The following is a 19172-nucleotide window of genomic DNA, read 5'->3' on the forward strand; positions in this document are numbered from 1 at the left end:
GTCTGTGGCGATGTAAAAACAAACGAATTGGTTGCAAATGAGACGATTAGCGCGCGAGTTGTCGAGAGTTTTATCACTACAGAGAAATTTATGTGATGAATTTCAATTTTTTGTAGCTTTTTTTATGCATTTAGGGAATAATCCGCCTCCCTTAGATGTCCCTAGTGGCTTGTTGCTTTTTAATACTTGTCCTCATCTGAATGGAATCAGCAACTGAACGGAATCAGCAACTTCTTGGATTGGTTGGAATGGTAAAGCACGTGGGACCTAGTTATTCATTATTTTAGTGGGATCCCCATGCAAGAAAACGTCATTCAATTTAGTGACTTAGCACTTAACAGTGCCATCCTTTCCGCCCTGAACGAAATGGGCTTCGTTTCTCCGACTCCAATTCAGGCTGCTGCAATTCCTTTGCTTCTGGAAGGCCGTGATGCTCTGGGTAAAGCGCAAACCGGTACTGGTAAAACAGCGGCATTCTCTCTGCCTCTGCTGAACAAACTGGATCTGTCACAACATAAGCCACAGGCTATTGTGATGGCACCAACTCGTGAACTGGCTATCCAGGTTGCAGCAGAAGTGAAAAACCTTGGCCAAAACATCAAAGGCCTGAAAGTTCTTGAGATCTACGGTGGCGCCTCTATCGTTGATCAAATGCGCGCTCTTAAATCAGGCGCTCACATTGTTGTGGGTACTCCTGGCCGCGTTAAAGACCTGATTACTCGTGAACGCCTGCACCTGGACGAATGTCATACTTTCGTTCTGGATGAAGCGGACGAAATGCTGAAAATGGGCTTCGTTGACGATGTAACCTGGATCATGGAACAAGCTCCTGCGACAGCACAACGCGTTCTGTTCTCTGCCACTATGCCTCCAATGGTTAAAGACATCGTTGATCGCTTCCTGCGTGAACCAGCGCGTGTTGACGTTGCCGGTTCTAACCAGACTGTTGCTAAAGTAGAGCAGCAATTCTGGGTAGTGAAGGGCGTAGAGAAAGACGAAGCGATGGCTCGTCTGCTTGAAACCGAAGAAACTGACGCATCTATCGTATTCGTGCGTACTCGTCAGGATACCGAACGTCTGGCTGATTGGCTGTGTGCACGTGGCTTTAAAGCGGCGGCACTGCACGGCGATATCCCTCAGTCACTGCGTGAGCGTACGGTTGACCATATCAAACAAGGTGTGATTGATATTCTGGTTGCCACTGACGTTGTTGCTCGTGGTCTGGACGTGCCGCGTATCACGCACGTATTTAATTACGACATCCCGTTCGATGTAGAATCTTACATTCACCGTATCGGTCGTACTGGCCGTGCTGGTCGTAAAGGTAAAGCGATCCTACTGGTTCGTACCAACCAGATCCGTATGCTGCGTACTATCGAGCGCGTGACTCGTTCTTCAATGGAAGAAATCCAGCTGCCACACCGTGACAAGGTTGCTGAAGCACGCCTGAGCATGCTGGCAGTCGAACTGGAAGCAGAGAAAGCACACTCTTCTCTGGAGAAATTCGCTGAGCTGGTTGAAAAACTGCAAGCTTCTCTGGAAATTGATGCAACGACTCTGGCGGCTATCCTGCTGAAACGTCAGCAAGGTAAGCGTCCGCTGTTCTACGTTGGTGAAGACCCAATGCTGGAAGCGCTTGAGCGTGACAAGCTGCGTCGTCGTGAGCGTCGTGAGAATGGCGATCGTGGTGACCGCGGTGAGCGTGGTGGCCGTCGTGAATTCGCTAACACTGAATGGGATACTTACCAGCTGCAAGTGGGCCGTGACCAAGGCGTTCAGGTTAAAGATATCGTTGGCGCACTTGCAAATGAACTGGGTCTGACCAAAGGTTCTATCGGTGCGATCAAACTGGCTCAGGGCCACACATTCGTTCAGCTGCCTAAGAGCATGACCAGCGAAGTGAGTTCAAAACTGCGTAAACTGCGTATCCGTCAGAAAGAAGTGGGTGCGGTAGTTTGTGATTTTGATGACTTCCGTGAGTCTCGTGGCCGTCGTGAAGGCGGTAACGGTGGTGGTCGTCGTGACGGTGGTTACCGTGGTAACCGTGAAGGCGGTAACGGTGCTCGTCGTGAAGGTGGTGGTTATCGTGGTAACCGTGAAGGTGGCGAGCGTCGCTTTGATCGCAACCGTGGTGGCGATGACCGTGGTAACTACCGTGGTGAACGTGGTCACAGCCGTCGTCGTAACGACGCATAATCTGCGCTTATCATCTGTTAAGTTTGTATAGAAAGTCCGGGGCCTTGCTCCGGACTTTTTTTGCCTGTACAAAACGGTTCAGGAGAATCGCAGCTACGATGGCTATTGCAGATAGAACAGGGCAGATAGGGTCCAGTAGGCAGGACAGTGCGAATCTGCTGGCGCCAACTTGTTAAGGCCGGCGCGGCAATTCAGATCCTCTTGATCTTTTCAGTACGTCTCGAACTGTGGAGTACTAAACCGAGTTGCTAAGTAAAAATTAGCCGGTTTAGTGTGCGTGACTTTGCCCTGAGTTTTAATAAGATGCGACGTTCAGTTTACTGAGCAGAGCACTGAAATTGTCTTTCGCGACCGGCGGTGAATAGTAGTACCCCTGGATAAGCTGGCACCCTTGCTGGACAAAAAATTGCAGTTGTTCCGCAGTCTCGACGCCTTCGACCACAATGACCAGCGACAGGTCATGTGCCATTTTGATAATGGTGGAAGTCAGATTCGCCTGCTCCTCATCATCGGTCACATGAATAACAAAGCTGCGGTCGATCTTCAATGTGTCGCAAGGCATCTTTGACAGGTAAGAGAGCGATGAGTAGCCAGTACCAAAATCATCGATGGCCAGTCTGACACCGAGTGCCTTAATTTGAGTCAGCAGATGAAGCGCATCGTTTTTACGCTCAATGTAGGCTGATTCAGTCAGTTCCAGCTCAAGTTTAGCGGCCGGAAAGCCAGTGCTGTTCAACACCCGCTGCAGGGTAGCGGCAAAATGACCAAAGCGTAATTGGTGGGCTGAGACATTCACCGACATCTTATCCAGCCGATATCCCTGCGCCTGCCATTGCGCAGCGTCCAGGCAGGCTCGTTCTAATACATAATCGCCCAGCGTTTCAATCAGTCCGGTTTCTTCTGCAACTGGCACAAACTCCGTAGGGGAAACCCAGCCTAGCTCTTCATCATGCCAGCGTGCTAAAGCCTCTGCGCCAATCAACTGCTGGTGGGTGGTGTTATATTGCGGCTGATAATAAACCTGAACCAGATGCTGCTCTAATGCGGCTTTAAGCTTGGTACTCAGCAGTAACTTGCGTTGGCTCTGCTGAGTCAGTCTGTCTTCATAGATGGCGTAAGTACCGCGCTGGTTACGCTTCGCTTCATACATGGCTGCATCGGCTTCCTGGAACATATCGCGATGTTCGCCGCTGTTCTGAAAGCTGACACCTAAGGTGGCTGATATGAACACGGAGGTATTATTGCCAATCAAGATGGCCTGAGTCAGGTGCTTCTGAATTGCAGCAATGATGGCCTGAATATGATTGATGTCGTTGTCTTGCACTAATAGCGCGAATTCATCGCCGCCGGTACGGTACAGGATCGATTCAAGCTGCGCTTCTGTGCCGAGCGAGGCGAGCAGGCGATGTGCGACCTGGACCAGTACTTTGTCGCCGGCAGTATGGCCGTAACTGTCGTTGACATCCTTAAAATGGTCCAGGTCGATGACGACCAGGGTTGCCGGACTGCCTTCAACCCCGGCCAACTGTGTGTCCAGCACGCGGCGGTTGGGCAACTGAGTCAACGGGTCATGGGTCGCCAGATGATTCAACTGATTCTGGATGCGCTTCTGTTCGTCGATGTTAACCAGCGAAAAAACATAGGTGGCCATCGTTGCCTGGTTTGAATGCACCTTAGTGATCGACAGCAGGCCCTGATTCTGACTTTCCGGCCCGAAGATAACTTCACCCCGCCAGTCGTCCCGTAACAGTTCGTTTAATGCCAGAGGTTGCCCGTCCGTGTAAAACAGGCTGGCGGCGGAAATTTTATCCAGTTCTGCTCCGGGATTCTGTATGCTAACCATATGGCAGAACGCTTCATTCGCTTGCAGCAGATGACCGTTATCACTGACGATCGCTAAGCCTTCGTTCGAATTATGGAATACGGTTGCTGCCTGTTTCAGTTCATGTTCTTTCTCCGACATTTCTTCCATTAACTGAGTACTGGTTTTGAACATCAAATTCCAGCGAAAGCTATCAGACTCGAGGTAATGAATAAAAGACTGACGTTTAAACAGCGCAAACAGCAGGATGGGAAGGCTAAATGCAATGGCGGTCAGCAGCTTTCCGGCCAGGTTGCCCACGATGACGGCGACAACGTGGTCGTTGTAGCCAAATGCGATCAGCGGAAACACTACTCCGTCTGCCGCTAACACCAGAATAAACAGTGCGATGTAGAGCAGAGTCGTGGTCAGATGATTGAAGTTGAGGCGCTTGAGCTGCTCAAACGCAAACAGCAGCACAAACAGCTCACTGATGATCAGGATGCCACCCAAAATAATAAAAGGCGTCGAGACAGCAAACAGGTCCGCAGAGACGTTGTGCGGGTTAATGATGCCATCACTGAGCAGGCTTTTTTCAGCCAGCATCGAAAACGACACTTTAAACAGATCAACGATGATCACCAGGCGGATGAGATGACGCAGGATCAGTAAGTCTTTCTCTATCAGTACAAACAGCACTGATGTCATCATCAGTGCACCGTAGCACAAACTGCCACCGGAGACTTCAATCCCCGGGTACACCGACAGCGAATAAACATTACCGAGGAAGCCGCCTATCAGCAGTATCAGTGAAATGTAGACGTAAAAAGAGACCCGGCGCAGGGGACCTTCCTGAGACAGGAAGTAGAGTGGAAACAATGAAAAAAGTGTCACCTGGAGTGCGAAGAGTCCGAGCATGGATGTTGGGTCTGCCTGTCGTATTTTGAAGGGTCGAACTTTAGTGTAGTTTCTTTCAAAGTCAACACTGTGAAAGTTCTATCAGGAACGGGTATAACATTTGATACGTTTTGCATAGAACAATTGAATTAATGAGTCTTCAGCTCCGGGTAAAGAGCCTGGCAGGCAGAGGTATAACCAGGCATCATTGACCAGATGACAATAGGATGAAATTGACGCTTAAGCGCAGAATATCATTGAGATTTCATCTGTATTAGTTAGAATGCTTTTTTCGTGCTCAGGCTGGTGCATCCGTATTTGTGCCAAAATGGGGACTCAAAGTTTTAAAATTCGCGTGCTTGGATTTATTATTTATTGATTTTAAAGCACAAAATTCAAACAAGTGTTGCTTGGTATGCAACACCACTGTAGGGATATATCATGCCTATTATTACTCTTCCTGACGGCAGTCAGCGTCAATTTGACAACCCGGTTTCTACTTTTGAAGTTGCTCAATCTATCGGTCCTGGTCTGGCGAAAGCGACCATTGCCGGCCGTGTAGATGGCGTACGCGTTGATGCGTGCGATCTGATCGAAAACGATGCAAGCCTTGAAATCATCACCACGAAAGATGAAGTAGACGGTCTGGAAATTGTTCGTCACTCTTGTGCTCACCTGCTTGGTCATGCACTGAAGCAGCTGTACCCACAAGCAAAAATGGCGATTGGTCCAACGATCGACAGTGGTTTTTACTACGATATTGATCTGGAAGAATCTCTGTCTCAGGAAGACCTGGAAAAGATCGAAGCTCGCATGCTGGAACTGGCAAAGACCAAATACCAGGTTGTGAAAAAGAAAGTCAGCTGGCAGGAAGCGCGTGATACGTTTGAAGCGCGTCAGGAACCATACAAAATGGAAATCCTGGACCAAAACGTAGCTCGTGATGACCGTCCTGGTCTTTACCACCATGAAGAATACATCGACATGTGTCGCGGTCCTCACGTACCAAACATGGGTTTCTGTCAGAACTTCAAGCTGCTGAACATCGCAGGTGCTTACTGGCGCGGCGACAGCAACAACAAGATGCTGCAACGTATCTACGGTACTGCTTTCCATGACAAGAAGGCGCTGAAAGCGCACCTGACACGTCTGGAAGAAGCTGCTAAGCGTGACCACCGTAAGATCGGTAAGCAACTTGACCTGTTCCACATGCAGCAAGAAGCACCGGGTATGGTGTTCTGGCACCACAATGGCTGGTCGATTTTCCGTGACCTGGAAGTCTTCGTTCGTCAAAAACTGACTGAGTACGATTACCAGGAAGTGAAAGGCCCGCTGATGATGGACCGCGTTCTGTGGGAACGTTCAGGTCACTGGGATAAATACGCTGATGCGATGTTTACTACCCATTCAGAGAACCGTGATTACGCCATCAAGCCAATGAACTGCCCTGGCCACGTACAGATCTTTAACCAAGGTCTGAAATCGTACCGTGACCTGCCGCTGCGTATGGCGGAATTCGGTTCATGTCACCGTAACGAGCCATCGGGTTCACTGCACGGCATTATGCGTGTGCGTGGCTTTACCCAGGATGACGCACACATTTTCTGTACTGAAGATCAGATTCAACAGGAAGTGACGTCTTGCATCAAGATGGTTTACGACACATACACCACTTTTGGTTTTGAAAACATCGCAGTAAAACTGTCTACTCGCCCTGAAAAACGCGTGGGTAGCGATGAAATCTGGGATAAATCTGAAGAAGCACTGAAACATTCTCTGGAAGCAATGGACATTGCTTACGAAATTCAAGAGGGTGAAGGCGCGTTTTACGGACCTAAGATTGAATTTACTTTGTATGATTGTCTTGACCGTGCGTGGCAATGTGGTACTGTGCAGCTCGATTTCAACCTGCCAACTCGATTGGGCGCGACTTACGTCGGCGAAAACAATGAGCGTTTGGTTCCGGTTATGATTCACCGAGCTATTTTGGGCTCTTTGGAACGCTTCATTGGTATTCTTATCGAAGAATATGCAGGTTTCTTCCCGACCTGGCTGGCACCAGAACAGGCTGTTGTTGTGAATATTACCGACAAACAATCTGATTACGCTCAAGAAGTGGCCCAAAAGCTACAAAAATGTGGCATTCGCGCAAAAGCGGACTTGAGAAATGAGAAGATTGGCTTTAAAATTCGCGAACACACTCTGAAGCGTGTACCGTACATGTTAGTTTGTGGTGACCAAGAAATGGAAGCCGGTGAAATTGCAGTACGTACTCGTAAAGGTAAAGATCTTGGTAAATTTAAACTGGATGACTTCGTATCTTATATCCAGACCGAGATTGCTAGCCGTAAGTTAAATCTGGAGGAATAAACTATTAAAGGCGGAAGACGTGGCCAAGTACCGGCCAAACAAAACCAGCACCGTTTAAACGGTGAAATTCGTGGCGTTCGTGAAGTTCGTTTAACAGGCGCTGACGGTGAATCTGTTGGTATCGTTTCGATCCAAGAAGCACTAGCAGCGGCCGAAGAAGCTGGTATGGATCTTGTAGAGATCAGCCCTAACGCCGAGCCACCAGTCTGTCGTGTGATGGACTATGGCAAGTTCCTCTTCGAAAAGAGTAAAGCTCAGAAAGAGCAGAAGAAGAAGCAAAAGCAGATCCAGATTAAGGAAGTTAAATTCCGTCCTGGGACTGATATTGGAGACTATCAGGTAAAACTACGCAACCTGACTGGTTTCCTTGAAGAAGGCAACAAAGTGAAAGTAACGATTCGCTTCCGTGGCCGAGAGATGGCACACCAAGACATCGGTGTTGACGTTCTGAACCGACTAAAAGAAGACACGGCAGAAATTGCTGTTGTGGAATCTTTCCCGTCGCGTATTGAAGGTCGCCAGATGATCATGGTGCTAGCCCCTAAGAAGAAGTAATTAACGGCTTACAAGTAATTGACTCAGCCGTCCCCTGAGAAGGGTAAGACGGTTGGGTTTTATTCGCCCTGATTACGTTGTTTATTAAACTACTACAATGCGGAGTTATTCATCATGCCTAAGATGAAAACCAACAAAGGTGCTGCTAAGCGTTTCAAGAAAACTGCTGGTGGTATTAAGTACAAGCACGCTACTAAACGTCACATCCTGACTAAGCGTACTACTAAGAACAAGCGTCAGCTACGTCCTAATGCAATCCTTCCTAAATGTGAAGTGGCTGCAGTAATCCGTATGCTGCCATACGCTTAATTCTTTTTAGTTTATTTATCGTTTAGTTTAGGAGAGACATAATGCCTCGCGTAAAACGTGGTGTACAAGCTCGTGCACGTCATAAGAAAGTTCTGAAACAAGCTAAAGGTTACTACGGTGCACGTTCACGTGTTTACCGCGTAGCTTTCCAAGCAGTTACTAAAGCTGGTCAATACGCTTACCGTGACCGTCGCAACAAGAAACGTCAATTCCGTCAACTGTGGATTGCACGTATCAACGCGGCTTCTCGTCAAAATGGTCTATCTTACAGCCGTTTCATCAACGGTCTTAAGAAAGCATCTATCGAGATCGACCGTAAGATTCTTGCTGACATCGCAGTATTCGACAAAGCAGCATTTGCTGTTCTTGTAGAAAAAGCGAAAGCTGCTCTGTAATTAGCAGTTCAGGTTTAAGAGAAGGAGAGCTTATGCTCTCCTTTTTATATCTGCTGATTGCCGATTCGTCGTCAATAGTGTACCAATCCCTGCCTTTAGCCGGAAAATATCTCATGAGTGAAGCTCAACCTAATAACCCTTTACACGGGGTAACTCTGGAAAAAATTTTAGTACAGCTGGTCGAACATTACGGTTGGCCGGAGCTGTATGAACAAGTCAATATCAACTGTTTTTACAACTCACCCTCCATCAAGTCATCACTGAAGTTTTTGCGCAAAACCCAGTGGGCACGTGATAAAGTTGAAGCGTTATATATCGATACCTTTTATCGCTCTTAACGGTGAGCTGCTTAAAGTAAGCAGGTAAAAGTAAGTAGGCCGTGAGCTTAAGGAGAACAGGGTGGTTAATGACATATACGAACAGATGTGGCAGCAGTTTACTGACGCTGTGAGCAGCAATTCGTATCAATGCGACCCTTATCTGAATGGCCAGCCGGACACGCGTCGTGGTATTACCGCTCTGGCTTATTTAGCGGACAACAGCCCGGATGTTGCGGCTCGGATTGGTCAGTTTCTTGATCACCTTAGTCAACACGAGCCACAACAATACTATTATCCGAACGATGAACTGCATGTTACCTTGCTGTCGGTCATCTCTTGCCTGCAAGGTTTTCAGCTCAGCGATATTGACCCGCAAGCCTATGTTGACGTGTTTCATCGGGCTTTGCGCGGCCTGGATCCGATTCAGCTAGAACTGCGCGGCGTGACTGCATCGCCTTCATGCATTGTTATCCAAGGTTACCCGGTCGGTAATGAGTTAGACATTCTGCGCCAAAGATTAAGGGATAGTCTGCAGGCTTCCGGCCTTCAAACCAGCATCGATGCCCGCTATAAGCTAATTACTGCTCATCTGACGGCGATGCGATTTCGTCAGCCTTTACAGAATCCGCAGCAGTTGCAGGTGCTGTGTGCTGAGTATCGCCACTACCCGTTTGGCTCAGTGATTTTGAATCAGTGCGATTTAGTGTTTAACAACTGGTACCAGACTCTTGCAGAGACCCATCATTTGGCCAGGTATTGCCTGGGTGGTCAGCCTTCGTATTCTAGAGCAGATTATTAGTCTAGGCAGGATGATTAATCGTTGCAGCGTGCTGCCCGATGGTGTTGCCTGATGAGCGATTGTGACCACAAACCCTGCTTAGTTATTGTTTTCATAATTAACACCATTTTTTTTCATAAAAAGAACAATTCTACTCACTGTTGCGTATACAGTACTAAGATTCGTATTAAACCCCATAACAACAAATAGAGTTTGAAATGAGAAACTATCTACTGATCGCAATGGTATCTTTTACACTGTTTGGTTGTCAGCTGACTCGAGTTGAAGGCCGGGTAGACGATGTCGACGTCAGAGTCGGCTCAGATGGCAGACATCATGATGGTCACGGCCAATTTTGTCCTCCGGGTCAAGCCAAAAAAGGTAACTGTTAATCCGGACTGCCGAAACGACACGCCAGATGCCAGTCATTTTCTGGCTTCCGAAAGCAGCCTTTTAAAGCAAATACCTGTCACGCACTGCCATCATGGTGGTGCGTTTTACTATCTGTCGTTTGGGATCGTATCGATGTGGAATAATATCAGCGAGGCCATTCGTTAGTCTTGGACATTCTTTCGTCGTGGACATTCTTTCGTCGTGGAATAGTTTAGTAATGAAATGGTTTCGTGGCGAAATGGTGATGAAGCGCAGTCGTGTTGAGGTGAAAGAAGGTTGAGGTTGCTGCGAAATAGTAGTGAGGTAAGCAAGGCAATATCAGCTGCTGAGCGGTACTTTTACACGCTGATATTGCCTGGAAAGTCTTCATTATCTGAGGTCTCAATCGAACCCCAGTGCTTTGTCGATATCGGCAGGCTAATTGGAATGCAGCGTTAAACGGTTGAGCGTCGTTGCTACACTGAGCCGATGCAGATGCCGTGGAGGGTCGGTCGGGCACTATTCTGTACTATGCGCTAATCACCACGTTTTTGTTTTCATCGGTAAACAGGCTTGCTTGGTTACGTTTAATTAACTGTGCGGCGTATGAAGGAGAAACCGCATGCAGCTGGCCTTTAAGATGTAACGCTGGTGTTTCCCATGCATCGTCTTTGTACATACCAGTCTGTGTATATTGAATCAATATTTTCATAAAACTTCCTCTGAATCGTTATTTTTATGCTTAGCCTCACACTTTGCGGGCTTGCTTTTACAATATTGCGTTTTTGCTGGTTGTGCATCTGTTAAAAATGAAACATTATTTTTACCGATTAGCCGTCGTTGGATTGGAACTTTTGCGCCATGATAACGTGCTTCAATTTTACGTTACCCGTCACTCAGGCATCACATGACGTGCTTCGCCAGGTGCATCTCAAAGGAATAGAAGATTATGCAGTTTCCGATTCACGCCTCCTGCCAATGTGGTCAGGTGACTTATCAGTTACACGCAGCACCGATGAAAGTCATGGCTTGTCACTGTAAAGAATGCCAGAAACTATCGACCGCACCGTACAGCATTACGGCCATTGTGGCGGCAAAAGATATTGAATTTAATGGTGAAATGACAAAATGGGGCCGAGTTGCCGAAAGTGGTAATCATAATTTAGGGTTCTCCTGCGTTCGCTGCAGCAATCGCATTTATCACCTCAATCCGGCGCAGCCGGAGGTCATCAAACTCAAGTTACGACCGGTTGATCTCGATGATGATCGTTTATTCGAGCCGACTGCGCATGTGTGGGTCAGTGAGAAAATGAGTTGGCTGACTTTGCCACCAGGCGTAGCGGTTTTTGATAAGCAGTCTTGAGTTTCTGATAATACAGCCTTGAGCTGCTGGATAATACAGCCTTGAACTGTTGGATGATGGAGCCTGAAATTCCAGATGATTAAGCAAGTTGGCGAAACGCAGATCCGGGAGAAACACACGGCAAGCTGCCATTGCGGCACGGTGGAGCTGGAGTTGACCTTACCCCGCGGCATAGAGGAGCCACGTCGCTGTGATTGTTCAATGTGTCGGCGTCGTGGTGCGATTGTCGCGTCGGTCTCGTTGGAGAACCTGCGCATCGTAAAGGGTCAGGAAGCGTTACGTCTGTATCAGTTTGGTACGCGAACTGCTCAGCACTTCTTCTGTTCTGTGTGTGGTATTTATACGCATCACCAGCGCCGCTCAAATCCGACTCAGTATGGCTACAATGTGGCGTGTCTGGAAGGCGTTAACCCGTTTGAACTGGGCAATGTAAAGACATATGACGGGGTTCATCATCCTGCAGATCAATAAAGGATCTTTGGTTGGTGATGCAGGTTGTCATAGCGCATAACCATTGAAAGCAATAAAAAACACCAGGTCAGTGACCTGGTGTTTTGTCATCACTGAGCGTCATTACAGCGCGGCAAGAATCGTTTCTGCTTTGCTGACTTCAAACGACTTAGGTGGCTCAACATTCAGAGTCGTGACCACACCGTTTTCCACAATCATCGCGTAACGCTGTGAACGAACACCGCCGAACGCGCCAGTATCCATTTCCAGACCCAGAGCTTTAGTAAAGCTTGCATCGCCATCAGCCAGCATCAGTAGCTCAGATGCATTTTGCGCCTCGCCCCATGCTTTCATAACGAACGCATCGTTAACGGCAACACAAGCGATCAGATCAACGCCTTTTTCTTTCAGTTTGTCAGCCAGTACGACGTAACCAGGCAGGTGAGATTCAGAGCAGGTCGGAGTGAAGGCACCTGGTACTGCAAACAGCACAACTTTTTTGCCGGCAAACAGTTCTGTGACGTCGTGATTCACCATTCCGTCTTTAGTCAGCTCGCTCAGAGTGGCTTGAGGAAGGTTTTGTCCTTGTTCAATCATGATGATTCCTTAGTTTATTGGACATTATAAAAGCGGTTGAATTTTCGGGATAATTATTCGGACTCTGTACAAGCCCGAAAGTTCAACCGCCTCTAAGACCCGCTTGGTCGGGCATAACCACAGTCTAGCCCTAATTCAATGAACTAAAAACAGAGAATCTCTATGGGTATTAGTTTACTCATGGAGAAGCGTTCACTTTAAGAATCAGAACAGCTCCAATCAACTGAGGTTAATGTCTGGTCGGTGAGTGAGTACATTGGCTTTGATACCTGGCGTGGCTTTGATACTCGTTATGTTATCAGGCACTTTCAGCGCCTTAGCACGGCACGCTTTTGCCCGCGCGGTAATGAACTCGGGTGCGGTTTTGGCGACCGTCAACCGGATTGGAAAAGAATGTTATTTATGTGAAGTGACCCCGCAGCTCAACGCATTGATGGGATAGTGGGGTTATGTTAACTGATTGTTTAGGCTACAGTGTTTATATAAACATACGTTAAGTAGGCGGTAATCAGACGTGTTAAACCTTCATCCGATGCAACCGAAACACCTCGCTGAGGTGGCCGAATTGCAGGTGGCACCCGAGCAGATCAAGTTTGTGGGGTGTATCGAAGATATCATGGTGAATATTGATAACTTCATTCATCCTCATGTCATGTTGTTCAATGACACTGTGGTGGGTTTCTTCCTGATTGATACCACCTACAGCGCCCAGTATCAGTTTGCCGCGCCAGGCAGTCTGGGATTACGCGCATTCTTTGTGTCGGAACTGTTTCAGGGCCAGGGGTTTGGCAAACAGGCCGTCCAACTACTCTCGGTTTATTTACCGGCGCATTATCCACAGTACGATACCATCTATCTCACGGTGAACTGCAAAAATCCGGCGGCGAAAAGATGTTACGAGCTGGGTGGATTTCGTGACACAGGTGAACTTTATCTGGGTGGTGATGCAGGACCACAGCAGATTATGATTCTTAATTTTTCTCTTAACAGACGTGATTAGCATGTGAATGCGAACAGTTGTACACGTTCTATACTTTCAGTTGTGACTAAAGGAGTTCGATATGTATCAAAGTGTTCTGACATTCTGGTTTCATGAAATCACGCCGGAAATGTGGTGGCAGAAAGATACAGCACTGGATGATCAAATCCGAGACCGCTTTTTACCGCTTCATGAGCAGGCTGTGAAAGGTGAGTTATTCCATTGGCGCCAGTGCCCGCAGGGCGCGCTGGCTGAAGTGATCGTACTGGATCAGTTTTCTCGAAATATCTTCCGGGGAAGGCGAGAAGCTTTTGTTAACGATCCGCTGGCTCTGGCATTGTCTCAATTTGCGATAGAAAAAGGCTACAATAAGCAGCTCACCAGGGATGAGCAGGTTTTTCTCTATATGCCGTTTATGCATAGTGAATCGCGCCTGATACATGCTGCTGCGGTCGATCTGTACTCTGAACTCGGTCAGCAAGGTAATCTGGACTTTGAAGTGAGACATAAAGTTGTGATTGACCGCTTCGGTCGCTATCCACACCGTAACTCTATTCTTGGCCGGATTTCGACCACGGAAGAGATTGAGTATCTTGAACAGGGCGGTGAAGTCTTTTAGCCGGGCTGCCTTTAGCTAACCGCTTTAGGTGTCCAGAGGGCAGGCTTGCAAGATGAAGGGAAAAGAGTAAAAAGAGTACAGAGTAAGAAGCGACAAGGGTAAAGTGATGAGTAGAATTTATCTGTTTGACTGGGGGGATACTCTGATGATTGATAACCCCTCTCTGCCGGGAAAAATGTGTGACTGGCCACAAGTAGAAGCAACGCCGCATGCGTTGGAAACGTTGCGCCGTCTGAGTCAGCGCGCGGAGATCTATATTGCCACCAACGCAGAGAACTCGGTTGAAGCAGATGTTCGAAATGCATTTTTACGTGTTGGTCTGGATGATTATATCCAGGGCTATTTCTGTAAACAGACTCTCGGCGTTTCGAAAGGAACGCCGCTGTTCTACCACATGATTATCGAGCGTTTGAACGCGGTTCCCGCTGCTGTCACCATGGTCGGTGATACGCTGGAAAATGATATTTTACCCGCCGCTGAAGCTGGTTTGCAGACCATCTGGTACAACCCGGGTCATCAGCCATTTACCAGCACTTATGCCGGACCGGTGGTGCATTGTCTTACGGATATCCTGGACTTGTGACCCAGCCATAAGGGAATCAGTGTTGGATGAATGTTTCAGTAGGTAGTTAAATCATGCTAGTCAAAGAAAATACCGGTTTGATCGTGGTTGATGTTCAAGGCAGGCTGGCGCGACTGGTTGACGATAGCCAAGCGGTACTGGACGCAACAGCCAAATTGATTAAAGGGGCGCAAATTCTGGGGCTGCCCGTGATATGGCTGGAGCAGAACCCCGATAAACTCGGCGAAACCGTTGCGGAAATTCGTGAGTTATTGGCGCCGGGTCAGCATCCGATTCAAAAATTCCATTTTTGTGCAGGCACTGAAGCTCCGTTTGCAGAAGCGATTATGCACGCGGGGGTATCATACTGGCTGGTGTGTGGCATCGAGAGTCATATCTGTGTGTATCAGACAGTGGCCGGTTTACTGCAAAGCGGTTATCAGGTAGAAGTAGTGCAAGACTGTATCTCTTCACGCAGTCAGGCTAACCGTCAGTTAGGTATCGAAAAGATGTGCGCGCTTGGTGCGCATAAAACGTCTGTGGAAATGTGTTTGTACGAGCTGGTGGAAGATTGTCGCAACGAGAGTTTTAAGCCCATTTTACAACTGATCAAATAACAGGTTCTGGTAGCAGCATGTTTCGATATATAGCGCATATAGGAACATGCGTTAATATCAGGCACAGGCATCTGAATAGACCAAACGTTGTGAGTCACCGATAACCGGGCAAGTAATCCGATCCGAAGCCCAGAGTTGTAAGGAAGTGATAGTGGAAATAAAAATCGATGATTTACAAGGCTCAGGCATCATTCGTTTGCTGGAAGAGCATTTAGCCGATATGCATGCCACCTCACCGGCGGAAAGTGTCCATGCACTCGATGTCAAAGCGTTACAACACCCTTCCATTACTTTCTGGTCAGCAGCGGAAGGCAATAGTGTACTTGGTTGTGTGGCACTCAAATCATTAAGTTGTGATCATGGCGAAATTAAATCGATGCGTACTTCCGGTGCTGCGCGCAACAGAGGGGTAGCGACGAAGCTCCTCAATCATCTTATAGCCGATGCGAAATCCAGAGGCTTTAAACAGCTCAGCCTGGAAACCGGCACTCAAGCATTTTTTAGCGCAGCGCATGGTTTGTACGCCAAACATGGCTTTGTTGATTGTGAGCCTTTCGGCGATTACCAACCGGATCCCAACAGCAAATTTATGACCCTTGTGCTAGAGCAATGAGCCAAATACAGTCAAGTCGGTTGAGTTCGCTCATGCAATTTCAACCGATTGATAGGCGGTTAAAATAGGCGCGACTTTTTGCGGATTACTTTGTTGCATGCGCCCGTAATGGGTCAGTAATTTTTGTTGATAACGGTGGGCAAGCTGTCGGCTGGATTCACACTCAGTGCGCCATAAGCTGTCTCCGGTCAGACTGACCAGGGGTTGATTGCCGTGCTGATGGTGCGTCGTCAGGTGCAATATTTCGTAAAAGCGTTGGTTGTCTTCAACCAGAGTTTCTTTAATGACATGACATTTAAGATGGCGTAGCTGTTCTCTGAGCGTGTACGTGTGGTGAACCGGACACAACAGAAACTCAAGCGGCGTGTTTGGATTGGCACTGCAGATGGCTGCAATCAAATCTGACATCAGGTCACCGCCGACACCGGCAATGATGACCAGGTGTGAGCCGGGCATGTCGGCTACCGGAATCCGCGCAACGTCCATACAGTAGGTCTGCCATTGACAAGGCAACTCTTGACCAAAATAAGTAGTCAGGCGCTGCTGTAATGACGTCATCAAGTCCGGCACGATATCAACAAAGTGTATTTGTCCGCCAGCCTGGCGCTCAAGCAGCGCGGCACCGAGTAGACCATGGTCGCAGCAGCAATCCCAGATGTGGTCGTAGTGATGGTGTACCTGGCTTTCCAGTCGTTTGAGGCGTTTACTTAATTTCATCGTAAGTGAATTATTTGTTTCATCGTAAGTGACTAATGAGTCTTACCAGCCGTGAATAAATGCTCGATAGGCGGAGCTTGTTTCGGTGAGCTGATATTGTAGTGATTTCGGCCAGTTTGGCGAATGAATTTTCTCTGCTTTACTTAATCTGTTGCTTGTTTTTTTTGAACGATTGCTTGTTCACTTTGACCTAATACTTGATTGCAATACAGCTAGGTGTGCCGCAGGTATACGTACAATAACACTGAGAACGGAACGGAGAATTGACCATGATAGAGATACAAGGGCTTGATCATGTCGTGCTACGAACCACACAGCTGGAGCAGATGCTGAATTTTTATCGTGATGTGCTTGGTTGTCCGGTTGAGCGTGAGTTGCCTGAGGGACTGACTCAACTGCGCGCCGGAAACGCGTTAATTGACATTGTGACGGTCGACAGTCCATTAGGAAAAGAGGGCGGTAAACCACCGCAACAAGACGGACGCAATATGGACCATTTTTGTCTGCAGATTACGCCGCGTAATGAAAAAGAGCTGGTGGCGTATTTAGACAACCATGGTGTGCAGCATTCTGATTTTGCCAAGCGCTATGGCGCTCAGGGTTACGGGCGCTCGATCTATCTGCACGATCCTGAGGGCAATGTGGTGGAACTCAAGCCTTGGGTTCCTGTACCTTAGCATAATGGCGGTCATGCTTTGTCCGTCATAGACTGAAACGATCTGTTGGCCAAGTTCCTGATATCAGGAACAAAGCATTGTATCGTTTGACGAAAAACTAACATGGCTCACGGCTTGCCCGCGACTTATTCCCGCGTTATGTTGTGTAGGTTCATATCAACAAGGAAAGGGTTATGAGTCTCGAGTTAAAGGCCTCGTCACAGCGAGTACAGGATTTTCTGTCTCAGCACGGGCAGCAGTTTGTAGTGAAACAGATGCCGGCTTCCACGCGTACCGCTGCCGAGGCTGCAGAAGCGGTTGGTTGCGCAATTGGGCAGATCGCCAAATCTCTTATTTTTAAAGACAAGCAAACCGGAGATCCGGTTCTGATTGTGGCTTCAGGCGCCAATATGGTGTGCACCAAGAAAGTAGAACAGGCGACCGGCATCAAACTGGGAAAAGCGGATGCCGATTTTGTACGCGAAAAGGTCGGCTATGCCATCGGCGGTGTACCGCCTGTTGCCCACCACGCTAAAGTGACCACGATTTTGGATCCTTCCCTGCAATGTTACGAAGCCATCTGGGCCGCAGCGGGCACGCCTAATTCATTGTTTGAACTACACTCTAAAGACTTAGAGCTGTTAACTCAGGGAACCTGGGTGGAGCTGGCCAAATAATGCTGATTTTTTCACGGCGGGAGGGCGTTATGAATGTTCAAAGACACGGTATTTCAATTGGGTTGGATCGCGTGGATGACGAATTTTTTGTCACCATCAAAGCGTTTGGCACATTAACACACCGTGATTACCAGGCAATGACCCCGATGTTAGAAGCCGCGCTGATTAAGGTCAATGAACCGAAAGTCAGAGTATTGCTCGATGCCACTGAGTTGGATGGTTGGGAGCTGAGAGCCGCCTGGGATGATTTTAAGCTGGGCCTCAACCATGGCGCTGATTTTGATAAGATCGCACTGTACGGCAGGCCTGGCTGGCAGGAAAAAGCTGCCAAACTGGCGGGCTGGTTTATGTCCGGTGAAGTGAAATTTTTTGAAGATTACCAACAGGCGTTGGATTGGCTGAAATAACCACCGGCCAGAGTGGTATTGCTCCGGTGGCAAATTAAGTGAGAATTAGGTGGCGGATATGGCGCGAAAAGCCCGTTTAGGTAAGTGTGCCGGCATGGTGGGAGCGCTGTTGCTTTCAATCTCATTGCCGTCTTTGGCCGGTACTTTGACCACGACAAATTACGTCGTGACGATTACTTCCCATTGTGAAGAAGGACAAGTGGCCTGTGACAATGTCACTTATCATGGCCGTTCTAAACGCAGCGCTGAAGAAATTGAGCTTACGGGAGAGACGATGCATCTGCTGTGTGGTGACAAGAAAACACCGTGCCGTTTCCTGGGCTATCATTTTCAGAATAAAGGGTACGAATACCAGGTTTTTGATTCTGGAGTTCTGCGAGTGAAGCACAAGGGCAAACTCGTGGTTGATGAGCGCGGACAGTGGAAGTACTGACGTTTTGACGTATCTTCGCCGGCTCAGGATTTAGGCAATATTTTCTCACCTGATGAGAATTGGGGATGGTGATTGTGTCAGCACCTTTTATATTGACGGTAACTCAGTTGGGTAAAAGGATGTAGGATGTTGGCGTTGTTCGTTAAGTGCTTATTGGGAGCATTTGCTGTTCTGTTGATTGCTCTGTTGTCGAAAAGTAAAAGTTTTTTTATTTCCGGCCTGGTACCGCTGTTTCCGACCTTTGCTCTGATTGCCCATTATATTGTTGGCACAGAGCGCAGTATGGATGATCTGCGCGTTACTATACTGTTTGGATTATATTCTCTCATCCCTTACGCCGCATACTTGTTGTCGGCTTATTACTTCAGTTATCGTTACAACCTGTTTTGGACGCTCAGTCTGGCGACATTCGTCTGGGCGTCATTTGCTGCCATGCTCCTGTTTGGATGGACTCGTTTTCAACCCGGGATGGCGTGAGCCAGATCTGTA

At 48.0% G+C, this 19172-nt stretch carries 24 protein-coding genes; 20 read left to right on the forward strand and 4 right to left on the reverse strand.

Features of this window, described 5'->3' with window-relative positions:
- Positions 1-297 precede the first annotated feature (297 nt).
- Positions 298-2196, forward strand: a complete 1899-nt coding sequence (locus KNV97_RS01025; RefSeq protein WP_218561891.1) for a DEAD/DEAH box helicase — start codon at positions 298-300, stop codon at positions 2194-2196.
- A 295-nt stretch (positions 2197-2491) separates the two neighbouring features.
- Here the strand turns inward: KNV97_RS01025 and KNV97_RS01030 are convergent, their stop codons facing one another.
- Positions 2492-4876 carry a putative bifunctional diguanylate cyclase/phosphodiesterase gene (locus tag KNV97_RS01030; protein WP_218561892.1) on the reverse strand — a complete coding sequence of 795 codons (2385 nt, stop codon included), beginning with the start codon at positions 4874-4876 and terminating at the stop codon, positions 2492-2494.
- Positions 4877-5335: 459 nt separating this feature from the next.
- On the opposite strand from KNV97_RS01030, the gene thrS reads away from it, so the two are divergent.
- The 7 genes from thrS to KNV97_RS01065 all read left to right on the forward strand — a co-directional run bounded on the left by thrS (position 5336) and on the right by KNV97_RS01065 (position 10179).
- Positions 5336-7264, forward strand: a complete 1929-nt coding sequence (thrS, locus tag KNV97_RS01035) for a threonine--tRNA ligase (protein ID WP_218561893.1) — start codon at positions 5336-5338, stop codon at positions 7262-7264.
- Between the two features lie 3 nt (positions 7265-7267).
- Complete coding sequence (infC, locus tag KNV97_RS01040) at positions 7268-7819, forward strand: translation initiation factor IF-3 (RefSeq protein WP_136485922.1); 552 nt, start codon at positions 7268-7270, stop codon at positions 7817-7819.
- Between the two features lie 114 nt (positions 7820-7933).
- Entirely contained in the window at positions 7934-8128 is a 195-nt protein-coding gene (gene rpmI / locus KNV97_RS01045; RefSeq protein ID WP_005377932.1) for a 50S ribosomal protein L35, read from the forward strand.
- Between the two features lie 41 nt (positions 8129-8169).
- Positions 8170-8523: a 50S ribosomal protein L20 gene (rplT, locus tag KNV97_RS01050; protein ID WP_004401084.1), complete on the forward strand. Its 354-nt coding sequence runs from the start codon at positions 8170-8172 to the stop codon at positions 8521-8523.
- A 113-nt stretch (positions 8524-8636) separates the two neighbouring features.
- Entirely contained in the window at positions 8637-8861 is a 225-nt protein-coding gene (locus tag KNV97_RS01055) for a VF530 family protein (RefSeq protein ID WP_136485920.1), read from the forward strand.
- Between the two features lie 61 nt (positions 8862-8922).
- Positions 8923-9642, forward strand: coding sequence for a 2'-5' RNA ligase family protein (locus tag KNV97_RS01060; RefSeq protein ID WP_256611730.1), 720 nt, complete (start codon positions 8923-8925; stop codon positions 9640-9642).
- Between the two features lie 303 nt (positions 9643-9945).
- A complete protein-coding gene (locus tag KNV97_RS01065) occupies positions 9946-10179 on the forward strand; it encodes a hypothetical protein (RefSeq protein ID WP_168797022.1) in 234 nt (77 codons plus the stop codon).
- Between the two features lie 343 nt (positions 10180-10522).
- Here KNV97_RS01065 and KNV97_RS01070 read toward each other — a convergent pair whose 3' ends face one another.
- Positions 10523-10705 carry a hypothetical protein gene (locus tag KNV97_RS01070; protein ID WP_136485917.1) on the reverse strand — a complete coding sequence of 61 codons (183 nt, stop codon included), beginning with the start codon at positions 10703-10705 and terminating at the stop codon, positions 10523-10525.
- A 237-nt stretch (positions 10706-10942) separates the two neighbouring features.
- On the opposite strand from KNV97_RS01070, the gene KNV97_RS01075 reads away from it, so the two are divergent.
- The gene (locus tag KNV97_RS01075) at positions 10943-11356 is read left to right on the forward strand and encodes a GFA family protein (protein WP_218561894.1); all 414 of its coding nucleotides are present in this window, start codon (positions 10943-10945) and stop codon (positions 11354-11356) included.
- Between the two features lie 75 nt (positions 11357-11431).
- Complete coding sequence (locus KNV97_RS01080) at positions 11432-11827, forward strand: GFA family protein (protein ID WP_136485913.1); 396 nt, start codon at positions 11432-11434, stop codon at positions 11825-11827.
- 102 nt (positions 11828-11929) lie between these two features.
- Here the strand turns inward: KNV97_RS01080 and KNV97_RS01085 are convergent, their stop codons facing one another.
- Positions 11930-12403, reverse strand: coding sequence for a peroxiredoxin (locus KNV97_RS01085; protein ID WP_136485911.1), 474 nt, complete (start codon positions 12401-12403; stop codon positions 11930-11932).
- Positions 12404-12917: 514 nt separating this feature from the next.
- Between KNV97_RS01085 and KNV97_RS01090 the strand changes: the two genes are divergently transcribed.
- From KNV97_RS01090 to KNV97_RS01110, 5 genes are all read left to right on the forward strand, one after another.
- Positions 12918-13403, forward strand: coding sequence for a GNAT family N-acetyltransferase (locus KNV97_RS01090; protein WP_136485909.1), 486 nt, complete (start codon positions 12918-12920; stop codon positions 13401-13403).
- Between the two features lie 61 nt (positions 13404-13464).
- Positions 13465-14001, forward strand: a complete 537-nt coding sequence (locus KNV97_RS01095; RefSeq protein WP_136485907.1) for a DUF924 family protein — start codon at positions 13465-13467, stop codon at positions 13999-14001.
- 106 nt (positions 14002-14107) lie between these two features.
- Positions 14108-14584, forward strand: a complete 477-nt coding sequence (locus KNV97_RS01100; RefSeq protein WP_136485905.1) for an HAD family hydrolase — start codon at positions 14108-14110, stop codon at positions 14582-14584.
- Between the two features lie 53 nt (positions 14585-14637).
- Positions 14638-15180: a hydrolase gene (locus KNV97_RS01105; protein ID WP_218561895.1), complete on the forward strand. Its 543-nt coding sequence runs from the start codon at positions 14638-14640 to the stop codon at positions 15178-15180.
- Between the two features lie 151 nt (positions 15181-15331).
- Positions 15332-15793 carry a GNAT family N-acetyltransferase gene (locus KNV97_RS01110; protein ID WP_218561896.1) on the forward strand — a complete coding sequence of 154 codons (462 nt, stop codon included), beginning with the start codon at positions 15332-15334 and terminating at the stop codon, positions 15791-15793.
- A 30-nt stretch (positions 15794-15823) separates the two neighbouring features.
- Here KNV97_RS01110 and KNV97_RS01115 read toward each other — a convergent pair whose 3' ends face one another.
- Complete coding sequence (locus KNV97_RS01115) at positions 15824-16510, reverse strand: tRNA (adenine(22)-N(1))-methyltransferase (RefSeq protein ID WP_218561897.1); 687 nt, start codon at positions 16508-16510, stop codon at positions 15824-15826.
- A 269-nt stretch (positions 16511-16779) separates the two neighbouring features.
- On the opposite strand from KNV97_RS01115, the gene KNV97_RS01120 reads away from it, so the two are divergent.
- From KNV97_RS01120 to KNV97_RS01140, 5 genes are all read left to right on the forward strand, one after another.
- Positions 16780-17187, forward strand: a complete 408-nt coding sequence (locus tag KNV97_RS01120; protein WP_136485896.1) for a VOC family protein — start codon at positions 16780-16782, stop codon at positions 17185-17187.
- Positions 17188-17360: 173 nt separating this feature from the next.
- Positions 17361-17843, forward strand: coding sequence for a YbaK/EbsC family protein (locus KNV97_RS01125; protein ID WP_218561898.1), 483 nt, complete (start codon positions 17361-17363; stop codon positions 17841-17843).
- Between the two features lie 29 nt (positions 17844-17872).
- Entirely contained in the window at positions 17873-18250 is a 378-nt protein-coding gene (locus KNV97_RS01130; protein ID WP_218561899.1) for a SpoIIAA family protein, read from the forward strand.
- Between the two features lie 58 nt (positions 18251-18308).
- The gene (locus tag KNV97_RS01135) at positions 18309-18683 is read left to right on the forward strand and encodes a hypothetical protein (protein ID WP_256611739.1); all 375 of its coding nucleotides are present in this window, start codon (positions 18309-18311) and stop codon (positions 18681-18683) included.
- A gap of 126 nt (positions 18684-18809) precedes the next feature.
- Entirely contained in the window at positions 18810-19160 is a 351-nt protein-coding gene (locus KNV97_RS01140) for a GlpM family protein (protein ID WP_218561900.1), read from the forward strand.
- Positions 19161-19172: the final 12 nt, after the last annotated feature.

The organism is Vibrio ostreae, from assembly GCF_019226825.1.
Lineage (GTDB): Bacteria > Pseudomonadota > Gammaproteobacteria > Enterobacterales > Vibrionaceae > Vibrio > Vibrio ostreae.